Origin of the sequence: Streptomyces sp. NBC_00178 (genome assembly GCF_036206005.1) — a bacterium.
Taxonomy (GTDB): domain Bacteria; phylum Actinomycetota; class Actinomycetes; order Streptomycetales; family Streptomycetaceae; genus Streptomyces.
This window is the reverse complement of sequence record NZ_CP108143.1, coordinates 671,063-689,453: the sequence shown is the minus strand read 5'-3', so window position 1 is coordinate 689,453 and position 18,391 is coordinate 671,063. Positions and strand designations below refer to the sequence as shown.

The window sequence follows — 18,391 nt, the reverse complement described above, 5'->3', positions numbered from 1 at the left end:
TCGTCCCCTTCCGGACGGTTACGGGATGCGGGCCACGGCGACGTACACGCCGCTCATCTCGGGACGGGGGGCCGGCGTGCCGCGGAACCACTCGGGGGCCGTCACGAGCCCCGGCTCGACGATGTCCATGCCCTCGAAGAACCGCTCGAACTCCGCGCGGGTGCGCAGGGCGAGCCGGATTCCGCCCTTGCCGTACTCCGCCCTGCCCTGCTCGCCGCGTTCGGGGTTCACGTCCGACGCGCCCTGCGACAGGACCACATGGCTGCCCGGGCTCAGCGAGGCCGTCAGGGTGCGCACGATCCCCACGGGGTCCAGGTCGTCGGGCAGGAAGTGGAGGAGCCCCAGCAGCGAGAGGGCGATGGGACGGTCGAAGTCCAGGACCCTGCGGGCCGCTTCGATGATCGTCGCCGGTTCGAGCACGTCCGCGTGGACGTAGTCCGTCGCCCCCTCGGGGCGGCTGACGAGGAGGGCCTCCGCGTGCCGCAGCACGATCGGGTCGTTGTCGCAGTAGACGACCCGCGCGTCTGGCCTGATCTCCTGGGCGATCTGGTGCAGGTTCGGCGCGGTCGGGATGCCCGTGCCGATGTCGAGGAACTGGCCGACGCCCTCAGCGGCCAGCCAGGCGGTCGCCCGGTTCATGAAGGCGCGGTTCTGGAACGCCCCGGCCTTCGCCTCGGGCGGCAGCTGCTCCGCCACGGCCTGGTCGACCGGGTAGTTGTCCTTGCCGCCGAGCAGCGAGTCGTAGACACGGGCCGAGTGGGGCCGGCTGGTGTCGATGGGGGGCTGAGGTATCCCGGTCGTCATGACGCGCTCCGTTGCAGATGGGTGAACCGCTCCGCCTGCGAAGTCTGCCACAGCAACTCCGTTGCCAGCGGCACCGATCGGGGCCGGGGGACAGGCTCCGGGGGAGCGCCCCCGGAGCCTGCCGCGACGGACTGTCAGTTGCCGCCGACCAGGCCGTGCGCGGGCACGGTCACCGTGCGGGCACCGGGCCTGCCGCCGAGGACCACCTTGCGCAGCGCGCTGTTGTTGGTCAGGTCCGTCTCCTTGAGCCGCTTCTCCGGATTGGCCAGCACCTGGATGTAGTACGTGCCGTTCGCCAGGCCGGTGATGTCGAAGGACTGGCCCGGCAGGTCCTGGGTGTAGGTGTCACCGGACCCGATGTCGAGCACCTCCCGGACGGAGATGGAGTTCTCCTGGCCGCAGGCGGTGGACAGATCGGTGTTGCCGGGGTGCCAGTTGGCGTTCTTCACCGTGTAGTCGACGGCGTCCGTGTTGGCCAGGCAGAAGGCCTCCTTGCCGCTGCGCACCGTCTCCTTCTTGTCCGCCTTCAGGAGCCGGTAACTCGCGAAGTCGGTGAAGTGCCAGTGCATGTGCCCCGGCCGGGGGTCCCACTCCATGGTGCCGGTAGGCGTGTACCCGACCTGCTTGCCCTTGGCGTCGTAGAAGTACTGGTAGGCGTCCATCAGCTCCTTGCCGGGCTTGCGGAAGCCGTCGACCACGAGCTGGGCGGGGCCGGCGTTCCAGACGTTCGCGCTGAACGCGAGGTGGTCCCGGCCCGGGGCCGCGGGGTCGGCTCCGCCGATGGTGATGCCGTAGGCGGGCAGGGAGCGCAGGTCGGGCTTGGGCACGTTCGGCACCGACGCCCTGCCGGTCGGGCGGGCTCCCGCCGGCTGCGCCGCGGGCGCCCGGCGGGAGCCGTCCGTGCGGCCGGGGGCGTCGCCGGCGGCGGCCCGGAGACCCTGGCGCTTCACGGCCCAGGGCACGGCGGCGGGAGCGGGCGGGAAGGGGCCGTGGCCCACGTTGTACGAGGGTCCCGCACCGGTGGTCGGGGCCACCGGTGCGGGTGTGCGTGCCGGGGCCTGGCCGGTGTGGCCGCCGTGGTCCATGTGCCCGGAGCCGTGCGCGGTGTGCGATCCGGCGGAGCGGGCGGCGGGGGCGGTCGGGTTCTCCTCCTCGAAGCTGCGCTCACGCACGGTCAGGCGGATCTTCTGCGGCTTGTCGGCGATCTCGAACAGGTCGCGGTAGCGCTTGGTCACGGCCACTTCGGCGGTGTACTTCCCGGCCGGGATCAGGACGGGCGCGCCGTAGTAGCCGGCGTAGGTGTTGGCGGCCCAGCCGTCCTCGACGCCCCACACCGAACCGAGCGTGAACGGGTTCGTGGGACAGCTCTCGGGGTACTTCGACCGCGCGGGCGCGTCCGGACGGATGCGGCCCGACGCGTTGTTCGGGCAGAACGACTCGGTGCGCGTCACCACGGCCTTGCCGGAGGCGTCCCGGATCGTGATCCGGATGAAGTCCGTGAGCCCGGTGAAGTCCTTCACCACGCCCTTGGGCAGCACCTTCGTCCGGGTCTTCTTCCCCTCGTGGACGACCTGTGCGGCGACGACCGGATCGTTGTAGCCCTTGCGGGTGACCCGCAGTTCGAACGGGCCGCCCGTCGCGGTGAGGTACGTGCCGAGGTCCAGGTAGACACCCGGCTCCTCCTTCCAGGAGTCGAGCGTCACCGACGCCGAGGCGGCGACCAGGCCGAGCCGCGGAGCCGTTCCGGCCTTCTTGCCGTCCGGGGCCGCGGCGACCACGCCTGCGGTCACCGCGATCGCGGCGGCGGCGGCGACCGCCGGACGCCACAGGCGGTTGCGGGGGGTTCTGATGCTCATCGTTCTCCGATGTCCGGGTGCCCCGTGGGGCCGATGGAACCGCTTTGCCGGTGAGAGACGGCATCGGCCGCCGCGGTTGTCCGAAGGCCCACAAAACACGCATGATTGGCCGGAATGACACACCGAAGCCGGTAATGAGACATTTTCGCGTTGTTCCGTCCTTGATCCTGTGGTGGCTGTGCTACCGGCCGGCCGTCCTCGATGAACGCCGACGGCACCGAACGGGCACCGAACGGGCGTCGTTCCCGGCGAAGCGGACGACCGCCGCCCGCCGGGTGAAGCCCGAATCCCGGGCGACCAGGGTCTGTCGGCCGAGCGGAACGGGCACGAACGGGCACAGCCCGCTTCGCGAAGAAGCTGGTCGAACAGCCGTTCCTGCTTGTACAAACAATGCGTGGGCCCGAACGGACGCCGGGGCCACGCAGATTCCGTACCGAGCGCAAGGATGGTGAAGTGGGCACCGAGGAACGCCGACGAGCAATTCTCGAGACGGCCCGGGAGGAGGGCGCGGTCGAGGTGAACCTGCTCGCCGAGCGGTTCCAGGTGGCCAGGGAGACCATCAGGCGTGACCTGCACACCCTGGAGGAACACGGCCTCGTGCGGCGCACCCACGGGGGCGCCTACCCGGTGGAGAGCGCCGGTTTCGAGACCACCCTGGCCATGCGCACCACGCACCACGTACCGCAGAAGTCCCGGATCGCGGCGGCCGCCGCGGAACTGCTCGGCGACGCCGAGACGGTCTTCGTCGACGAGGGCTTCACACCGCAGCTGATAGCCGAAGCCCTGCCGAAGGACCGGCAGTTGACCGTCGTCACCGCCTCACTCGCCGTCGCGTCGGTCCTCGCGGACAGCGAGAAGACCGCCGTGCTCCTGCTCGGAGGACGCGTCCGGGGCGGCACCATGGCGACCGTCGACCACTGGGCCACCCGCATGCTCGCCGACTTCGTCATCGACCTCGCCTACGTCGGTGCGAACGGCATCTCCCGCCAGTACGGGCTGACCACGCCCGACCCGGCCGTCAGCGAGGTCAAGGCGCAGGCCATGCGCAGTGCCCGCCGCCGCGTCTTCGCCGGCGTCCACACGAAGTTCGGGGCGGTCAGCTTCTGCCGCTTCGCGGGTGTCGGCGACTTCGAGGCCGTCATCACCGACACCGGTCTGCCCTCCGCGGAGGCGCAGCGCTACTCCCTCCTCGGCCCGAGCGTCATCCGCGTCTGACCGCCCACCCCCGCCACCCCGCACCGCCGCGTCGTCCCCGCCTTGCCCAGGAGCCCGCAGGGCAGCCCCGCCATGCCCGGAAGACCGCCCGGACTGCCCCAGCCACCGATGTACGAGCCGCTACGACCGATCAGGAGAACTCATGCCCCACCAGCAACGGCGCCGTGGGACCCGCGCGCGTGCGTTCGCGGGCACGGCAGCCATGGCACTCCTCGCCACCGGATGCGCCGGAGCCGGCGGCACCGCGTTCGGAGGAGGTGACGCACTCAACGTGCTCATGGTGAACAACCCGCAGATGGTCCAGCTGCAGAAACTCACCGCGGAGCACTTCACCGAGGAGACCGGCATCAAGGTCCACTTCACCGTGCTCCCTGAGAACGACGTCCGCGACAAGATCAGTCAGGACTTCTCCAACCAGGCCGGCCAGTACGACGTCGGAACCATCAGCAACTTCGAGGTGCCCTTCTTCGCGAAGAACGACTGGCTGCACCCGCTCGACACCTACGCCGAGCAGGACACCGCCTTCGACCAGGACGACATCCTCGAACCGCTGCGCGACTCGCTCACCGCCGAGGGCAGGCTCTACGCCGAACCCTTCTACGGCGAGTCGTCCTTCCTCATGTACCGCAAGGACGTCTTCGAGGCGAAGGGCCTGACGATGCCCCCGGACCCCACCTGGCAGCAGGTGGCCGCGCTCGCCGCGCGGGCGGACGGAGCCGAACGCGGGATGAAGGGCATCTGCCTGCGCGGGCTGCCCGGATGGGGCGAACTCGTCGCCCCGCTCACCACCGTGGTCAACACCATGGGCGGGACCTGGTTCACCGAGGACTGGGAACCGCGGCTCACCTCACCGGAGTTCAAGAAGGCGACCCGCTTCTACGTCGACCTCGTGCGCAAGCACGGAGAGCGCGGCGCCTCCCAGTCCGGGTACGCCGAGTGCCTCAACAACATGACCCAGGGCAAGAGCGCCATGTGGTACGACGCCACCGCGGGCGCCGGCTCGCTGGAGGCGGCGGACTCCCCGGTGAAGGGGAAGATCGGCTACGTGCCCGCACCGGTCGAGCGCACCAGGAGCTCGGGATGGCTCTACACGTGGGCCTGGGGCATCCAGAAGGCGTCCAAGAAGTCGGACGACGCCTGGAAGTTCGTCTCCTGGGCCTCCGGCAAGGAGTACGAGGAGCTCGTCGGCGAGACCAGCGGATGGGCCGACGTGCCCGCCGGCAAACGGGCCTCCACCTACGACAACCCCGCCTACCGCGAGGCCGCGGGGGCCTTCGCGGACGTCACCGAGCAGGCCATCTCCCGCGCGGATCCGAAGAACCCCGGCACCCAGCCGCGTCCCGTGCCCGGCATCCAGTTCGTCGGCATCCCCGAGTTCACCGACCTCGGCACCCGGGTAGCGCAGGAGATCAGCGCGGCCATAGCCGGACGCCAGTCCGTCGACACGGCGCTGGCCACCTCCCAGAAGCTGGCCGAACAGGTCGCCAAGGAGTACCGATGACCACAGCAGTCGGCACCACACCGCAGTCACCACCCCGGCCACCCGCCGCACCCCGCCCGAAGAGGCCCGGCGCGCGGGCCTGGGCCACCAGGGCGCCGCTGCTGCCCGCCCTGGTGTTCCTCGTCGTCGTCACACAACTGCCCTTCGTGGCGACCCTGGTGATCTCCCTCTTCGACTGGAACTCCCTCAGCCCCGACAAGCGCGCCTTCAACGGGCTCGGCAACTACGCGTCCGTCTTCACCGACGCCGCGCTCCGCGAGTCGGTCCTGAACACCATCCTGCTCACCGCGGGCGTCGTCCTCACCACCGTGGTCCTCGGGCTGGCGCTCGCCCTGCTGCTGGACCGCGCGTTCTTCGGCCGTGGCATGGTCAGGACCCTGCTCATCACGCCGTTCCTGATCGTCCCGGTCTCCGCGGCCCTGCTGTGGAAGCACGCGCTGTACAACCCGGAGTACGGCCTCCTCAACGGCACCCTCAGCGGGATCGGCGAGCTCTTCGGCGACACCGACCCGGCCCAGCCGGACTGGATCGCCCAGATGCCGCTGCTCGCGGTCGTCGCCGCGCTCGTCTGGCAGTGGACGCCGTTCATGATGCTGATCCTGCTCGCCGGGCTCCAGAGCCGGCCCGCCGAGGTCGTCGAGGCCGCCCGCCTCGACGGCGCGAGCGCCTGGCAGACCTTCCGCTACCTGACACTGCCCCACCTGCGCAGGTACCTCGAACTCGGTGTGCTGCTCGGCGCCGTGTACATCGTGCAGAACTTCGACGCGGTGTTCACGATCACCGCGGGCGGGCTCGGCACGGCCAACCTGCCCTACACGATCTACCAGACCTTCTACCAGGCCCACGAATACGGACTGGCGTCCGCTGCCGGAGTCGTCGTGGTGATCGGCACGATCATCATCGCCACCTTCGCGCTCCGGACCGTCTCGTCCCTCTTCAGTGAGGAGGCGAACCGCGCATGACCACTGCCACCCCTCCCGCCACCCCGTCCGTACCCCGCGCCCTGCGCCGGGCCCGACGCCGCTCCACCGCGCTCGGTGTGCTGGCCTGGGCGGCGGGACTCGCCTTCTGCCTGCCGGCTCTCTGGATGCTGCTGACCTCGCTGCACGCCGAACCGGACGCGGCGACCAACCCGCCGTCCCTCTTCGCGCCGCTCACCCTCGACGGCTACCGGACCTTCTTCGGCGCCGACACCGGCGTCACCCCCTGGCCGCCGCTGCTCAACTCCCTGGGCGCCTCCGTCTTCTCCACGCTCCTGGTGCTCCTGCTGGCGCTCCCGGCGGCGTACGCGCTCTCCATCAGGCGCGTACGCAAATGGACGGACGTGATGTTCTTCTTCCTCTCCACGAAGATGCTGCCCGTCGTCGCGGGGCTGCTGCCCGTCTACCTGTTCGCCAAGAACGCCGGGACGCTGGACAACATCTGGCTCCTCGTCCTGCTCTACACCTCGATGAACCTGCCGATCGCCGTCTGGATGATGCAGTCCTTCCTGGCCGACGTCCCCGTGTCCGTCATCGAGGCGGCACAGGTGGACGGAGCACGGCTGCCGACGGTCCTGGCCCGGGTCGTCGCCCCCATGGCGGCGCCCGGCATCGCGGCCACCGCCCTGATCTGCTTCATCTTCAGCTGGAACGAACTGCTCTTCGCGCGGGTGCTGACCGGTGTCGTCGCCCAGACCGCGCCCGTCTTCCTCACCGGATTCGTCACCAGCCAGGGCCTCTTCCTCGCCCAGCTGTGTGCCGCCTCCGTCGTCGTGTCCCTGCCGGTACTCGCCGCCGGCTACGCCGCCCAGGACAAACTCGTCCAGGGCCTGTCCCTCGGAGCAGTGAAATAATGCGGGCAGCGATCGTCGAAGCCCCCGGCAAGGTCACCGTCACCACCGTCCCGGACCCGGCGCCCGGACCGCGCGACGTCGTCGTGTCCGTCGCCTCGTGCGGTCTGTGCGGCACCGATCTCCACATCCTGCAGGGCGAGTTCGCGCCCACCCTGCCCATCGTCCCGGGCCACGAGTTCGCCGGGGAGGTCGTCGGTGTCGGACGCGACGTCACGGAACTCACCGTCGGGGACCGGGTCGCCGTCGACCCCTCCCTGCACTGCCACGAGTGCCGGTACTGCCGCAACGGACGCGGCAACCTCTGCGAACGCTGGGCGGCCATCGGCGTCACCGTGCCGGGGGGCGCCGCCGAGTACGCCGTTGCCCCCGTCGCCAACTGCGTCAGGCTGCCCGAGCACATCGACGTCAAGGACGCGGCCCTGATCGAACCGCTGTCCTGCGCCGTGCGCGGGTACGACGTGCTGAGCAGCACGCTCGGCGCGGAGGTGCTGATCTACGGCTCCGGAACCATGGGCCTGATGATGCTGGAGCTGGCCAAGCGCACCGGCGCGGCCGGGGTCGACGTCCTCGACGTCAACCCCGAGCGCCTCGCCACCGCCGCGCTCCTCGGCTGCAGCCGCTCCGCCGCCGGGGCCGACGAACTGGACCGGCCCGGCGGCTGGGACGTCGTCGTCGACGCCACCGGCAACGCCGCGGCGATCCAGGACGGCCTGGGCCGCGTGGCGAAGGGCGGGACCTTCCTCCAGTTCGGAGTCGCCGACTACGCGACCACGGCGGTCATCGAGCCGTACCGCATCTACAACCAGGAGATCACCATCACCGGCTCGATGGCCGTCCTGCACAGTTACGAACGCGCCGCCGCGCTGTTCGCCGCCGGCGTCCTGGACCCCGCGGTCTTCATCAGCGACCGGCTGCCGCTCGATCAGTACCCGCAGGCCCTCGACCGCTTCAAGGCGGGCATCGGCCGCAAGATCGTGGTCGAGCCGTGACGGGCGGGCCCGGCGCCGTCCTGGTGCTCGGCGAGGCGCTCATCGACCTCGTGCCCGTGGACGGCGACGGTGCGACGAGAGCAGCCCGCTTCGGCGGCGCCCCGGCCAACGTCGCCGTCGGGCTCGCCCGGCTGGGGACCCCGGCCGTCTTCGCGGGCGGCCTGGGCGGCGACGGCTTCGCCCGCACGATCGAGGCACGGCTGCGGGAAGCGGGAGCCGACGTCTCGCTGTGCGCGCGCTCCGGGCTGCCCACGGCGCTGGCCGTGGCCGAGCCGGGAACCGGCGGCACGGGCTACCACTTCCACCTCCAGGACACGGCGACGTTCCGGCTTCCCGACCTGTCCGCGCGGGCCGGACGCTTCGGCGCCGTCTACGTGGGCGGGCTCGCGGCGGTCGTGGAGCCCGCGGCGACGGCCGTACGGGCGATGGCGGCGGCCGCCGCCCGGCACTCCCTCCTGGTCGTGGACCCCAACGTCCGCCGGGACCGCACCCTGGGCCCTGACGACGGTGCGGCAGCCCTGCGCGAGCTGTGCGCGCTCGCGCACGTGGTGAGAGCGAGCGACGAGGACCTGGAGCGGCTCTGGCCCGGCGCCGACCCGGACGAGACCTGCCGCAAGCTGACGGCGGGCGGCCGGCTGGTGATCCTGACCAGGGGAGCGCGGGGAAGCACCGCCTACACCTCGACGGGGCCGCCCGTCGAGGTGCCCGCGACGCCCGTGGACGTCGTCGACACCATCGGGGCGGGCGACGCCTTCACGGCGGGCTTCCTCAGCAGGATGGGCGCCCACGGCCCCTTCACGGCGGACCAGGCCCCGGAGCGGCTGCGGGACCTGCTGTCCTACGCCTCGCGGGTGGCCGCCTCGGTGTGCGGGGCGGCGGGCACGGCGCCCACCGTGCCCGCGGGGGACTGACGGGATCCGGGCCGGCCGTTGACATGCGCACCCGCTCACGGGTGCGCATGCTGGCTGTGTGACCTGGAGTCCGGATGACGGCAGAACGCCCGACGGCCTGTCGCTGGTGCTCGCCCGGGCCGTGGTGGGCGCCGTCGACGCGGTCGGAGGGTACGCGGGCGGCGTCTACCTGCGCTCCAGGACCCCCGGCCTCCTCCTCATGGCGATCCTCGCGGGCCTCCCGGGCCCGCTGATGCGTCCCTGGTGGCGGATGCACATCAACCGCCCGTTCCCGGTGGCGGAGGCCTACCGGACGGGCAGGCCCGTGTACCTCGCAGACGCGGACGAGGCCATGCGCCGGTTCCCGCAGCTGATGGCCGGGCTGCCCTTCCCCTTCGGATCGCTCTACGCGCCGTTCATGATCGGCAGCACACCGGTCGGCGTCCTCGTCGTCCTGCGCTACGCCACCAGGGGCGTTCCCGTCGGCGTCGACGACCGCCGTCGCATGGAGGCCGCGGCGGCCGGACTCGGCGCCGGCCTGGCCGCGCTCGACGAGCCCGCCCGGTGGGACGAGCCGCCGCTGCTCGTGCGGCTTCCGGCGGACAGCGCCAGGCCGCTACGGGTCGGACACTTCGACTGGGACCTCGGCAGCGGAGCGGTCACCGCCGACGACGACGCGCGACAGCTCCTCGGCCACACCCCCGCCGATCCTCCCGCGCGCACCATGGAGGCACTGGCCGCGCGGCTGCTTCCGGAGGACGTACACGGGCTGTGGACGCTGGCGGGCAGGGCGGCCGAGTCGGCGCAGCCGCACGTCAGCCGGATGCGGCTGTGGTGTCCCGACGGCCGCCCGCTGCTCGTCGAGCTGTCCGGGCACGGGGCGGGTGACGGCGCGTCCGGCCGGCTCGCCGGGGTCGTGGTCGACCCGGGAGCTTGTCCGGCCGTCCCCGACGCGGCGGACCGCATCCCGCGCGGGATGCTCTGCCACGACCGGCTGGGGCGGATCACCTACGTCAACGCCCCGGCCGAGAAGCTTCTCGGCCGCGAGCGGGCCGAACTGGTCGGCCGGGACCTGTTCGCCGCACTGCCCTGGCTGGCGGACCCCTCCTACGAGGACCACCACCGGGCCGCGCTCCTCTCCGACGACCCGGTCCACTTCCTCGCCCGCCGCACCCCGAGGCAGTGGCTGTCGGTGGCGATGTTCCCCGATCACGACGGGGTCACCGTCACCTTCGGTCCGTCGGGCAGCCCCGGCCGAGCGCCGGAGCCGGCCACCGGCCCGCGCCGGGACGCGGAGCCCGGGCCGGCGGTGGACCACGCCGACGTCCTCTACCGGCCGGTCGCACTGGCCATCGCGCTCACCGAGGCCGTGACCGCCCGGCAGGTGTCGGCCGTGGTCACGGAGGAACTGCTGCCCGCCTTCGGGGGCAGGCAGCTCGCCATCTACCTCCAGCACGAGGGGCGTCTCTACCTCGCTTCGGAGACGGGCTTCCCCCAGGGCTTCCTCGACGGTTTCGACGGCGTCGGCCTCGACGCCCGCATCCCTGGCGTCGAGACACTCACCAGCGGACGTCCCCTGTTCTTCGAATCGATGGAGCAGCTGGCGGACGCCTACCCGGGCATCCCCATGGACGCCAGCGTCGGCGCGCGCGCCTTCCTGCCGCTCATCGCCTCCGGCCGCCCCGTCGGCTCGTGCATCCTCGGCTTCGACCAGCCCCGCGGCTTCAACCCGGAGGAGCGCACCGTCCTGACGGCCCTGGCCGGGCTCATCGCCCAGGCACTCCAGCGGGCGCAGCGCTACGACACCGAGGCGGCTCTCGCCCGCGGCCTCCAGGACGCGCTGCTGCCGCACCGGCTCCCGGTCGTCGACCGCGTGGACACGGTCGGACGGTACCTCTCGGGCACCCAGGACATCGAGGTCGGCGGTGACTGGTACGACGTCATCGAGACCCGTGACGGACTCGCCCTCGTCATCGGCGACGTCCAGGGCCACGGTGTCGCCGCTGCCGCGACCATGGGGCAACTGCGCAGCGCCGTACGCGCCTTCGCGCTCACCGGGCACGACCCGCGGGAGACCATGAGCGCCACGAACCATCTGCTCATCGGCCTCGACCCGGGGCAGTTCGCCAGCTGCTGCTACGTCCTTCTGGACCCCGGGACCGGTCTCGTGCACGCCGTACGCGCCGGGCACCCCCAGCCCGTCGTGCGGCACGCCGACGGCCGGACCGAGGTCCTGGATCTCGCCGGCGGCGTGGTCCTCGGGGTCGACCCGGAGGCGGCGTATCCGGTCACGGAACTGACGCTCGGCGACGGCGCCGTCATCGCGCTCTTCACGGACGGTCTCGTGGAGAGGGCGGACGCGGACATCGACGAGGGCATCGAGAGGCTCCGCGCCACCCTGGCCGGGGCGGGCCACCTGCCGCTCGCCGAAGCGGCGGATCTCGTCATCGCGCAGGCGCGCCAGGACGACGACCGGCCCGACGACATCGCGCTGCTGATGGCCGCGCGGCGCGCCCCGTCCCGCTGACACCGGCCGTCCACGGCCCGCCGTGGTGTCCGCCATGCGGAACCCGCCCGGAGCCGGGTGCGACGGCGGGGCACGGGTGAGGCATCCTCTGCTGGTCGGGCAGAACGGGTCCGCGGCGGAGCGTGTGCGCACGTCGTGGTCTGTGACGGAGAAGGATGCGGAACCAGATGGCAGAGAACTCGGACCTGTTGGTCTTCGTGCGGGCACGCCTCGACGACGAGGAGCGCATCGCGCGTGAAGCGGGAGGTGACGGCTGGCGTACACCGGCCGAGGCACCGGGCGAGGTGCACGACCGCACCAGCGGCATCGCGTTCGTGGTGCGGTCGCGCGCGTACGACCGCCACATCGCCCACCAGGACCCGGCGCGCACCCTGCGCCGCATCGAGACCACCAGGGTCCTCCTGGACGAGTACGAGGAGATCGCGGACCTGGACACCGACCGTCCCGCCCAGGACTTCACCTCGGGGCGGGCCGTCGGTCTCGGGTTCGTCGTGCGTCAGATGGCCGCGGAGCACGCGGGCCACCCCGACTACCGGGTGAAGTGGCTGCCCCGGTTTTCCCACTGGGGTCCGTCCGCCGATCCGGAGTGACCGCGGCCGTCCGCACGAGGCCGGCCGGCGTGCCCACGCGTCCGGCCGGCTGAGTAGCGGCGACGGCCGCGTCTGAGTACGTCACCCGATCCCGGCCGTCCTTGCCGCTGGTCGAATGGCGTCATGGCCCCCGACGCGCCGACGCGCCCCCGCATCCAGACCCTCACCACCGCCGGTACGGCACTGGCCGTGACCCTGCTCCCGCTGGCCGCGGGTGTGCTGCTGGCCAGGTCGATGGCCCTGGATCCCCTGGCGCCCGTGAACGCGCTGGTCGTCAACGGCGGGCAGCGCGCGCGCATCGCCCCCTCCCGCTGGATCCTGAAGGCTCGAACGCGCGAACTCCTTTCCAGGCGGTAATGGAACTTTTGTCCAGGAAAGCGCTGTCGCTTTTGTTACACGCGACGGCCCTGAGCAGGCACGGGCGCCCGGGGGAGCGGGCAGGGTGTGAACGGGGCGCCATGACCAGGTGATCGGCGCCCGGAACGGGTCCGTGCAGCGATCAACGGTTGACAGGTCTACGACCGGTGCAATCCGTGTCGAGTGCAGTCGTGTGTGACAGAAATGTCCGCACTTTGTCACACGAACCAGGGCACCTTTCGGCCACCGCGAAAGCCGGACAAAGTTTGCGTTCCCGGCACCGACGCCGGGGTCGGAAAACGCCCGGCACCTTCGTACCGGGCCTGCATGATGAGGGGTTTCCATGTCCCGTTCCGCACGACGGATCACCGCCACCGTTCTCGCCTCCGGTGCCCTGCTCGCCGCAGCGGCCCTGCCGGCCTCGGCCGATGGCCGGGACCACGGCCACCACCGGCCGGCGCAGCGCTCGGCGGTCGTCCTCGGAGCGATCCAGTACGACAGCCCCGGCCGCGACAACGGCTCCAACCGCAGCCTGAACGCCGAGTGGGTCACGGTCACGAACACCAGCCGCCACTCCGTCAACCTCCGCGGCTGGACGCTGAGCGACGAGAGCAACCGCACGTACCGGTTCGACATGAGGCTCCCGGGCCGCTCCTCCGTCCGGGTCCACACCGGAGTGGGGCGCGACACCACCCGCGACGTCTACCAGGACCGTCGCAACTACGTGTGGGACAGCCGGGACACCGCGACGCTCCGCGACAACCGCGGCCGCAAGATCGACTCCGAGTCCTGGGGTCGTCACCGCGGCGGGAACAACAACGGTCACGGCGGCAGCAACGGCCACCACGGCGGGAACAACAACGGCCACCACGGTGGCAACAACAACGGCCACCAGGGCGGCGGCAACAACCACGGCGGCGGCCCCCGCGGCAACCGCTGACCGACACCCGTAGGGGGATGCGGCGCCTCCCCTGAATGACACCGATGCGGCGTACCACGGATCGAGCCCGTGGTGCGCCGCACTCGTGCGCGGTGCCCGCACGCCCCGGACCACGTCGGGCGGGGTCTGTGCAACGAAGGGCCGCCGGTGATGTCAGGATGGGTCCATGACCATCAAGGCGTATTTCGACATCACCATCAACGACGAGCCCGCCGGGCGGATCGTGTTCAACCTGTTCGACGACGTTGCACCCAAGACCGCGGAGAACTTCCGCGCGCTCGCCACCGGTGAGCACGGCTACGGCTACGCCGGTTCGCCGTTCCACCGCGTCATCCCCGACTTCATGCTGCAGGGCGGAGACTTCACCCGCGGCAACGGCACCGGTGGCAAGAGCATCTACGGCGAGAAGTTCGCCGACGAGAACTTCACGCTGAAGCACAACAAGCCGGGTCTGCTCTCGATGGCCAACGCCGGCCCGAACACCAACGGCTCGCAGTTCTTCATCACCACCGTCCTCACCCCGTGGCTGGACGGCAAGCACGTCGTGTTCGGCGAGGTCGCCGACGAGCCCAGCATGGAGCTCGTCCGCAAGATCGAGTCCTACGGCACCCCGAACGGCACCACGAAGGCCGCGATCGCCGTCTCCGCGTCCGGCGTTCTCTGACCTGCGGGACGGGGCCCCGGCCGGTTTCGCACCGGCCGGGGCCCCGCGCGCGTCAGGCCCTCCGGTCCCGTCGCCACGCGGCCCCCGCGCCGTGTCCTGCCGGGCGCCCGCGTCCGTGGGGTGCCAGGGTGGACACGACTTGTGCACCGCTGACACGGGACGAAGGGATCGCACCATGCGTATCGCTCTTGACGGCAGGACGGCGGTCGTGACCGGCTCCTCCCAGGGGATCGGACTCGCCATCGCCACCGGGCTGGCCGGCGCCGGAGCGCGGGTCGTCCTGACCGGGCGCAGCCGGGAGCGGCTGGAAGAGGCGGCCGGGGTCCTGCGGAGCGGCGAGCCGGGCGCCGACGTCCTCACGGTCGCCTGCGACCTCGCCACCGAGCAGGGGGCGGCGGAACTGTACGGCGCCGTGCCCCTCACGGACATCCTCGTCAACAACCTCGGCATCTTCGGCTCCAGGCCGCCGCTGGAGATCACCGACGAGGAGTGGCGCACCTACTTCGACACGAACGTCCTGAGCGCGGTACGCCTGATCCGCCACTACCTGCCGGGCATGACCGGGAAGGGGTGGGGCCGGGTGCAGAACATCGCGAGCGACTCCGCGATCGTCATTCCCGCCGAGATGATCCACTACGGGATGTCGAAGACCGCCCTGCTGGCGGTCTCCCGCGGCTTCGCCAAGGAGGCCGCGGGCACGGGAGTGACCGTGAACTCGGTGATCGCCGGGCCCACCCACACCGGCGGGGTCGAGGACTTCGTCCACGACCTGGTGGGCGGGGACCTGCCGTGGGACGAGGCCCAGCGCGAGTTCATGCGCCGGTACCGCCCCCAGTCCCTGCTCCAGCGGCTCATCGAGCCCGAGGAGATCGCGAACCTCGTGGTCTACCTCAGCTCGCCGCAGGCCTCGGCCACCACGGGCGCGGCCGTGCGGGTGGACGGCGGATACGTCGACTCGATCGTGCCCTGAGCCGTCGGGCTGGCATGATCAAGGGCATGGACGAGCGCATCATCGCCGCGTGTGACGGGGCATCGAAGGGCAATCCGGGACCTGCCGCCTGGGCATGGGTCGTGGCCGATGACCAGGGAGACCCGCAGCGGTGGGAGGCGGGACCGCTCGGCACCGCCACCAACAACGTGGCCGAGCTCACCGCCCTGCTGGAACTGCTGAGGTCGACCGATCCGGCGGTGCCCGTCGAGGTGCGTATGGACTCGCAGTACGCGATGAACGCGGTGACCAAGTGGCTGCCGGGCTGGAAGCGCAACGGCTGGAAGACGTCGGCCGGCAAGCCCGTGGCGAACCGGGAGCTGGTCGTCGGCATCGACGAACTGCTCGGCGGGCGCAGCGTCAGCTTCCGCTACGTCCCGGCGCACCAGGTGGACGGCGATCCGCTCAACGCGCTCGCCGACCAGGCCGCGAGCGAGGTCGCGGTGTCCCAGCGGGCGGCGGGTACGGTGCACGGCGCGGCGGGCCTGCCCGTGCCCGCCCAGGCCCGTTCGACGAAGAGCAAAACGCGCGGGGCGGCGTCCGCTCCCGCGAGCAGGTCAGGCTCCGGAGGGGCGACGATCAGGGCCAAGTTCGCCGGCCGGTGCCACTGCGGAAAGCCGTACGCGGCGAAGGACATGATCGCGAAGAACCCCCACGGCTGGGGTCATCCGGAGTGCCGGTCCGCTCTGGCCTGAGCAGCCGCGGAGGGCACCTCAGTGAGTCCGCGTCCGGTGCCTCCCGGAGGGCCCCTCAGTGAGTCCGCGTCCGGCGCCTCGCGCCTGATGTCGCCGAGTGTGGTCTCCGGGAGGACGAGCCGGTCAGAGATCCGCCCAGACCAGCCGGCCGGAGGGGCTGCTGCGGGTTCCCCAGCGTGTCGCGAGCGCGTCCACGAGCATCAGCCCCCGCCCGTCCTCCGCCACCGACGCGAGGTCGAAGCCGTCGTCCGGCCCTCCGGAACCGTCCGGGGCGGCGAAGGCCACCGGGCCGGGCCCCTCGACGGGGCCGACCCGCAGGCGGGACCGGTCACCCGCCACGCGGTGGGGCTCCGGGCGGCGCGGGACGGGGGCGCGCGTCGCGTGGGCGATCCTGGCGGGGTCCCTGGGGCGGGGCAGCGCCGCCATGCGTCGCCGTCCACGGTTCCACACGCAGATGCGGACACCGCCCGGCGCACGCAGAAGGCGGCACCGTACACGCCGTCCGGCGGTGTGCTGCACCGCGTTCGTGACCAGCTCGGTCACCACCAGGGCCGCCGCCTCGATCCGTTCATCGGGTTCTCCCCAGTGCCGCATGGCCTTCTCCACGCGGTGCCTGGCCTCCGGGACGCCCCGGGGAAGGCGGGGAATCCACCAGGTATGTGCGCGACGCCCGCTCGTATCCTCCGGAGCCAGGCGTGCGCACGTGACTATTTCCGACATGTTCGTACTCTCCGTGCAAAGTGCACACTTTGCAAGCGACAGAATGTCTAAATAGTTCGGAATCGGCGAAGGATCTGTACGGCGGGCATGGACGCGGGCGGACGCCCCCGAGCGGCGGTGCCGCGGCGCACCCCGGCCGTGCCGCCGCGGACCTCGCGGCGCGGCATCCCGTCCGCGCGGGAAGGTCCGAAGGAGGCGCGTGCATGAGACCCCGGTCCGGCCCCACGGTCGAGCACCGCGTCGTGGCGGCGCGCCTGCGCATGCTGCGCGTGCGTGCGGGCGTCGGTCTGCAGGCGGCCGCCTCGGCCCTGGGAGCGCATCCGGCCACCGTGCGGCGCATCGAACGCGCCGAGACGGGTCTCGACTCCGGGCAGGTGCGTGTCCTCCTGGAGTGCTACGGGGTGTCCGCCGGAGAGGCCGAGCCGATCATGGCCGGTCTCACCGCCGCGAACCTGCCCGGCTGGTGGCACCGCTGGCGGGACGTGATGGAGCCGTGGCAGCAGGAGGTCATCGGCATCGAGTCGTCCGCCGGGCTCGTGCGCACCTGGCACCCCGCACTGGTTCCCGAGCTGCTGCGCACCCCGGCCTACGAGGCAGCGCTGTCGCGGACCCTCATGCCCGCCGAATCCTCGGCCCGGCGGGATCTGCGCGTGGAACTGCTGGGGGAGAGACAGCGCCGGCTGGCGGAACGCGGGGCGGCGCTCTGGGCCCTGTTCCCGGCCGCCGCCCTTCATACCAGGGTGGGCGGAGCCGCGGTGATGGCCCGGCAGCGTGCCCTGCTGGAGGACGCGGCCCACCAACGCGGCCTCACGGTCCAGGTGACGCCTCTCGACGCTCCGCCCCACCCCCTGACCGGCGTCCCGCCGCTGCGGCTCCTGCGGGTGTCCGCCCCCGAGATCGGTGACCGCGTCGTCCTGGAGACCCCGGGGTCCCGCGTGGACATCCTCGACGACGCGGCCGGGGTCACGGAGTACCGCATCCGTCTGGACGACGCCTGCTCGGCGGCCCCGCCCCCAGGGGCCTCCCCGCCCGGCGCCCCGGCGGCCGCCTCGAACGCCTGAACTCCGCGGTGTTCCGGGTTTCGATCGGCCGAAGCCGGTCACGCGCACAGTACGGAACCACAGGAGCGACTCGCGGGTCGCCTCGAAGAGGAGTGGGAGAGATGGACAACTGGCGCATGCACGCGGCGTGCCGCGAAGAGGACCCGGATCTTTTCTTCCCGATCGGCAGCAGTGGTCCCGCGCTCGTCCAGGCCGAGGAGGCCAAGGCGGTCTGCGGAACCTGCCCGGTGCGCGAGCAGTGCCTGGACTGGGCCCTGGAATTCGCGCAGGACGCGGGAGTCTGGGGAGGCATGGACGAGAACGAGCGGCGCGCGCTCAAGCGCCGTCGTGCCCGCCGCCACGCCAGGAGTGCCGGATGAGGCCTGCGGGCTCAGGCCCGCGACGTGGGAGACGATGAGCCATGGACACCTCGGTCTGGTTCGCCGTCGGCGCACTCGTCCTGCTCGTCATGGCAGGCGTCGCCGCCGTGCTCCTGGTGCGGGTGATCAGAGCCAGGAAGCTCCTCGTCGACGCGGGAATCCCCTTGCGCAACAAGGCTCTCGTCTGGGCCGCGGTCATCTACACCGTGTCGCCCGTCGACCTCCTGCCGGACCCCGTCTACCTCGACGACATCGGCTTCCTCCTGCTCGCCCTGCGCTCCCTCCACACCGCGGCGCACGCGGCGGGAGTGGGGCGGCGCGGGAGGACGGCGATGGACCCCGCCGGGCCGGGCGGCAAGCTCTCGGCCTCGGGCGGCAAGTGAGGGGCGCGTCGGCCGCCC

19 protein-coding genes are annotated in these 18,391 nt (G+C 71.8%); 16 read left to right on the top strand and 3 right to left on the bottom strand.

Features of this window, described 5'->3' with window-relative positions; genetic code table 11:
* Positions 1–18: 18 nt before the first annotated feature.
* Together OHT61_RS02830 and OHT61_RS02825 are read right to left on the bottom strand one after the other, a co-directional pair.
* Positions 19–804: an SAM-dependent methyltransferase gene (locus OHT61_RS02830; protein ID WP_329034752.1), complete on the bottom strand. Its 786-nt coding sequence runs from the start codon at positions 802–804 to the stop codon at positions 19–21.
* 134 nt (positions 805–938) lie between these two features.
* Entirely contained in the window at positions 939–2,660 is a 1,722-nt protein-coding gene (locus tag OHT61_RS02825) for a lysyl oxidase family protein (protein ID WP_329034750.1), read from the bottom strand.
* A 453-nt stretch (positions 2,661–3,113) separates the two neighbouring features.
* Between OHT61_RS02825 and OHT61_RS02820 the strand changes: the two genes are divergently transcribed.
* The 13 genes from OHT61_RS02820 to OHT61_RS02760 all read left to right on the top strand — a co-directional run bounded on the left by OHT61_RS02820 (position 3,114) and on the right by OHT61_RS02760 (position 15,850).
* Positions 3,114–3,875: a DeoR/GlpR family DNA-binding transcription regulator gene (locus OHT61_RS02820; RefSeq protein ID WP_329034747.1), complete on the top strand. Its 762-nt coding sequence runs from the start codon at positions 3,114–3,116 to the stop codon at positions 3,873–3,875.
* 142 nt (positions 3,876–4,017) lie between these two features.
* Positions 4,018–5,376: an ABC transporter substrate-binding protein gene (locus tag OHT61_RS02815; protein WP_329034746.1), complete on the top strand. Its 1,359-nt coding sequence runs from the start codon at positions 4,018–4,020 to the stop codon at positions 5,374–5,376.
* On the top strand, positions 5,373–6,338 hold the full coding sequence (locus OHT61_RS02810; protein WP_329034745.1) for a carbohydrate ABC transporter permease: 966 nt from the start codon (positions 5,373–5,375) through the stop codon (positions 6,336–6,338). Before OHT61_RS02815 ends, OHT61_RS02810 begins: the two co-directional genes overlap by 4 nt.
* Positions 6,335–7,210 (top strand): carbohydrate ABC transporter permease, encoded by an 876-nt coding sequence (locus OHT61_RS02805; protein WP_329034744.1) that lies wholly within the window; start codon positions 6,335–6,337, stop codon positions 7,208–7,210. The genes OHT61_RS02810 and OHT61_RS02805 overlap by 4 nt, the downstream gene beginning before the upstream one ends.
* Positions 7,210–8,199: a zinc-dependent alcohol dehydrogenase family protein gene (locus OHT61_RS02800; RefSeq protein ID WP_329034743.1), complete on the top strand. Its 990-nt coding sequence runs from the start codon at positions 7,210–7,212 to the stop codon at positions 8,197–8,199. The genes OHT61_RS02805 and OHT61_RS02800 overlap by 1 nt, the downstream gene beginning before the upstream one ends.
* Complete coding sequence (locus tag OHT61_RS02795; RefSeq protein ID WP_329034742.1) at positions 8,196–9,110, top strand: PfkB family carbohydrate kinase; 915 nt, start codon at positions 8,196–8,198, stop codon at positions 9,108–9,110. Before OHT61_RS02800 ends, OHT61_RS02795 begins: the two co-directional genes overlap by 4 nt.
* Before the next feature lie 58 nt (positions 9,111–9,168).
* Positions 9,169–11,616 carry a SpoIIE family protein phosphatase gene (locus tag OHT61_RS02790; protein ID WP_329034741.1) on the top strand — a complete coding sequence of 816 codons (2,448 nt, stop codon included), beginning with the start codon at positions 9,169–9,171 and terminating at the stop codon, positions 11,614–11,616.
* Between the two features lie 167 nt (positions 11,617–11,783).
* Positions 11,784–12,206 (top strand): DUF6221 family protein, encoded by a 423-nt coding sequence (locus OHT61_RS02785; protein WP_329034740.1) that lies wholly within the window; start codon positions 11,784–11,786, stop codon positions 12,204–12,206.
* 123 nt (positions 12,207–12,329) lie between these two features.
* Entirely contained in the window at positions 12,330–12,563 is a 234-nt protein-coding gene (locus OHT61_RS02780; protein ID WP_329034738.1) for a hypothetical protein, read from the top strand.
* A gap of 343 nt (positions 12,564–12,906) precedes the next feature.
* Positions 12,907–13,503 (top strand): lamin tail domain-containing protein, encoded by a 597-nt coding sequence (locus OHT61_RS02775; protein WP_329034736.1) that lies wholly within the window; start codon positions 12,907–12,909, stop codon positions 13,501–13,503.
* A gap of 166 nt (positions 13,504–13,669) precedes the next feature.
* A complete protein-coding gene (locus tag OHT61_RS02770; RefSeq protein ID WP_329034734.1) occupies positions 13,670–14,167 on the top strand; it encodes a peptidylprolyl isomerase in 498 nt (165 codons plus the stop codon).
* Between the two features lie 175 nt (positions 14,168–14,342).
* Positions 14,343–15,137 carry an SDR family NAD(P)-dependent oxidoreductase gene (locus OHT61_RS02765; RefSeq protein ID WP_329034732.1) on the top strand — a complete coding sequence of 265 codons (795 nt, stop codon included), beginning with the start codon at positions 14,343–14,345 and terminating at the stop codon, positions 15,135–15,137.
* A gap of 26 nt (positions 15,138–15,163) precedes the next feature.
* Entirely contained in the window at positions 15,164–15,850 is a 687-nt protein-coding gene (locus tag OHT61_RS02760) for a ribonuclease H family protein (RefSeq protein ID WP_329034730.1), read from the top strand.
* Positions 15,851–15,973: 123 nt separating this feature from the next.
* Here OHT61_RS02760 and OHT61_RS02755 read toward each other — a convergent pair whose 3' ends face one another.
* Positions 15,974–16,498 carry an ATP-binding protein gene (locus OHT61_RS02755; protein WP_443049599.1) on the bottom strand — a complete coding sequence of 175 codons (525 nt, stop codon included), beginning with the start codon at positions 16,496–16,498 and terminating at the stop codon, positions 15,974–15,976.
* 275 nt (positions 16,499–16,773) lie between these two features.
* Here OHT61_RS02755 and OHT61_RS02750 point away from each other — a divergent pair, with 275 nt between their 5' ends.
* The 3 genes from OHT61_RS02750 (at position 16,774) to OHT61_RS02740 (ending at position 18,373) form a co-directional block, all read left to right on the top strand.
* Entirely contained in the window at positions 16,774–17,631 is an 858-nt protein-coding gene (locus tag OHT61_RS02750; protein ID WP_329034725.1) for a helix-turn-helix domain-containing protein, read from the top strand.
* A gap of 101 nt (positions 17,632–17,732) precedes the next feature.
* Positions 17,733–17,990, top strand: coding sequence for a WhiB family transcriptional regulator (locus OHT61_RS02745; protein ID WP_329034724.1), 258 nt, complete (start codon positions 17,733–17,735; stop codon positions 17,988–17,990).
* Between the two features lie 41 nt (positions 17,991–18,031).
* The gene (locus OHT61_RS02740; protein WP_329034723.1) at positions 18,032–18,373 is read left to right on the top strand and encodes a YkvA family protein; all 342 of its coding nucleotides are present in this window, start codon (positions 18,032–18,034) and stop codon (positions 18,371–18,373) included.
* The last annotated feature ends 18 nt before the right edge of the window (positions 18,374–18,391 follow it).

Excerpts from the sequence above, each read along its gene's own strand:
- OHT61_RS02800 (WP_329034743.1), top strand. The coding sequence starts at position 7,210 with ATGCGGGCAGCGATCGTCGAAGCCCCCGGCAAGGTCACCGTCACCACC.
- OHT61_RS02825 (WP_329034750.1), bottom strand. The coding sequence starts at position 2,660 with ATGAGCATCAGAACCCCCCGCAACCGCCTGTGGCGTCCGGCGGTCGCC.
- OHT61_RS02775 (WP_329034736.1), top strand. The coding sequence starts at position 12,907 with ATGTCCCGTTCCGCACGACGGATCACCGCCACCGTTCTCGCCTCCGGT.
- OHT61_RS02760 (WP_329034730.1), top strand. The coding sequence starts at position 15,164 with ATGGACGAGCGCATCATCGCCGCGTGTGACGGGGCATCGAAGGGCAAT.
- OHT61_RS02780 (WP_329034738.1), top strand. The coding sequence starts at position 12,330 with ATGGCCCCCGACGCGCCGACGCGCCCCCGCATCCAGACCCTCACCACC.
- OHT61_RS02810 (WP_329034745.1), top strand. The coding sequence starts at position 5,373 with ATGACCACAGCAGTCGGCACCACACCGCAGTCACCACCCCGGCCACCC.
- OHT61_RS02740 (WP_329034723.1), top strand. The coding sequence starts at position 18,032 with ATGGACACCTCGGTCTGGTTCGCCGTCGGCGCACTCGTCCTGCTCGTC.
- OHT61_RS02770 (WP_329034734.1), top strand. The coding sequence starts at position 13,670 with ATGACCATCAAGGCGTATTTCGACATCACCATCAACGACGAGCCCGCC.
- OHT61_RS02805 (WP_329034744.1), top strand. The coding sequence starts at position 6,335 with ATGACCACTGCCACCCCTCCCGCCACCCCGTCCGTACCCCGCGCCCTG.
- OHT61_RS02815 (WP_329034746.1), top strand. The coding sequence starts at position 4,018 with ATGCCCCACCAGCAACGGCGCCGTGGGACCCGCGCGCGTGCGTTCGCG.
- OHT61_RS02785 (WP_329034740.1), top strand. The coding sequence starts at position 11,784 with ATGGCAGAGAACTCGGACCTGTTGGTCTTCGTGCGGGCACGCCTCGAC.
- OHT61_RS02745 (WP_329034724.1), top strand. The coding sequence starts at position 17,733 with ATGGACAACTGGCGCATGCACGCGGCGTGCCGCGAAGAGGACCCGGAT.
- OHT61_RS02830 (WP_329034752.1), bottom strand. The coding sequence starts at position 804 with ATGACGACCGGGATACCTCAGCCCCCCATCGACACCAGCCGGCCCCAC.
- OHT61_RS02765 (WP_329034732.1), top strand. The coding sequence starts at position 14,343 with ATGCGTATCGCTCTTGACGGCAGGACGGCGGTCGTGACCGGCTCCTCC.
- OHT61_RS02750 (WP_329034725.1), top strand. The coding sequence starts at position 16,774 with ATGAGACCCCGGTCCGGCCCCACGGTCGAGCACCGCGTCGTGGCGGCG.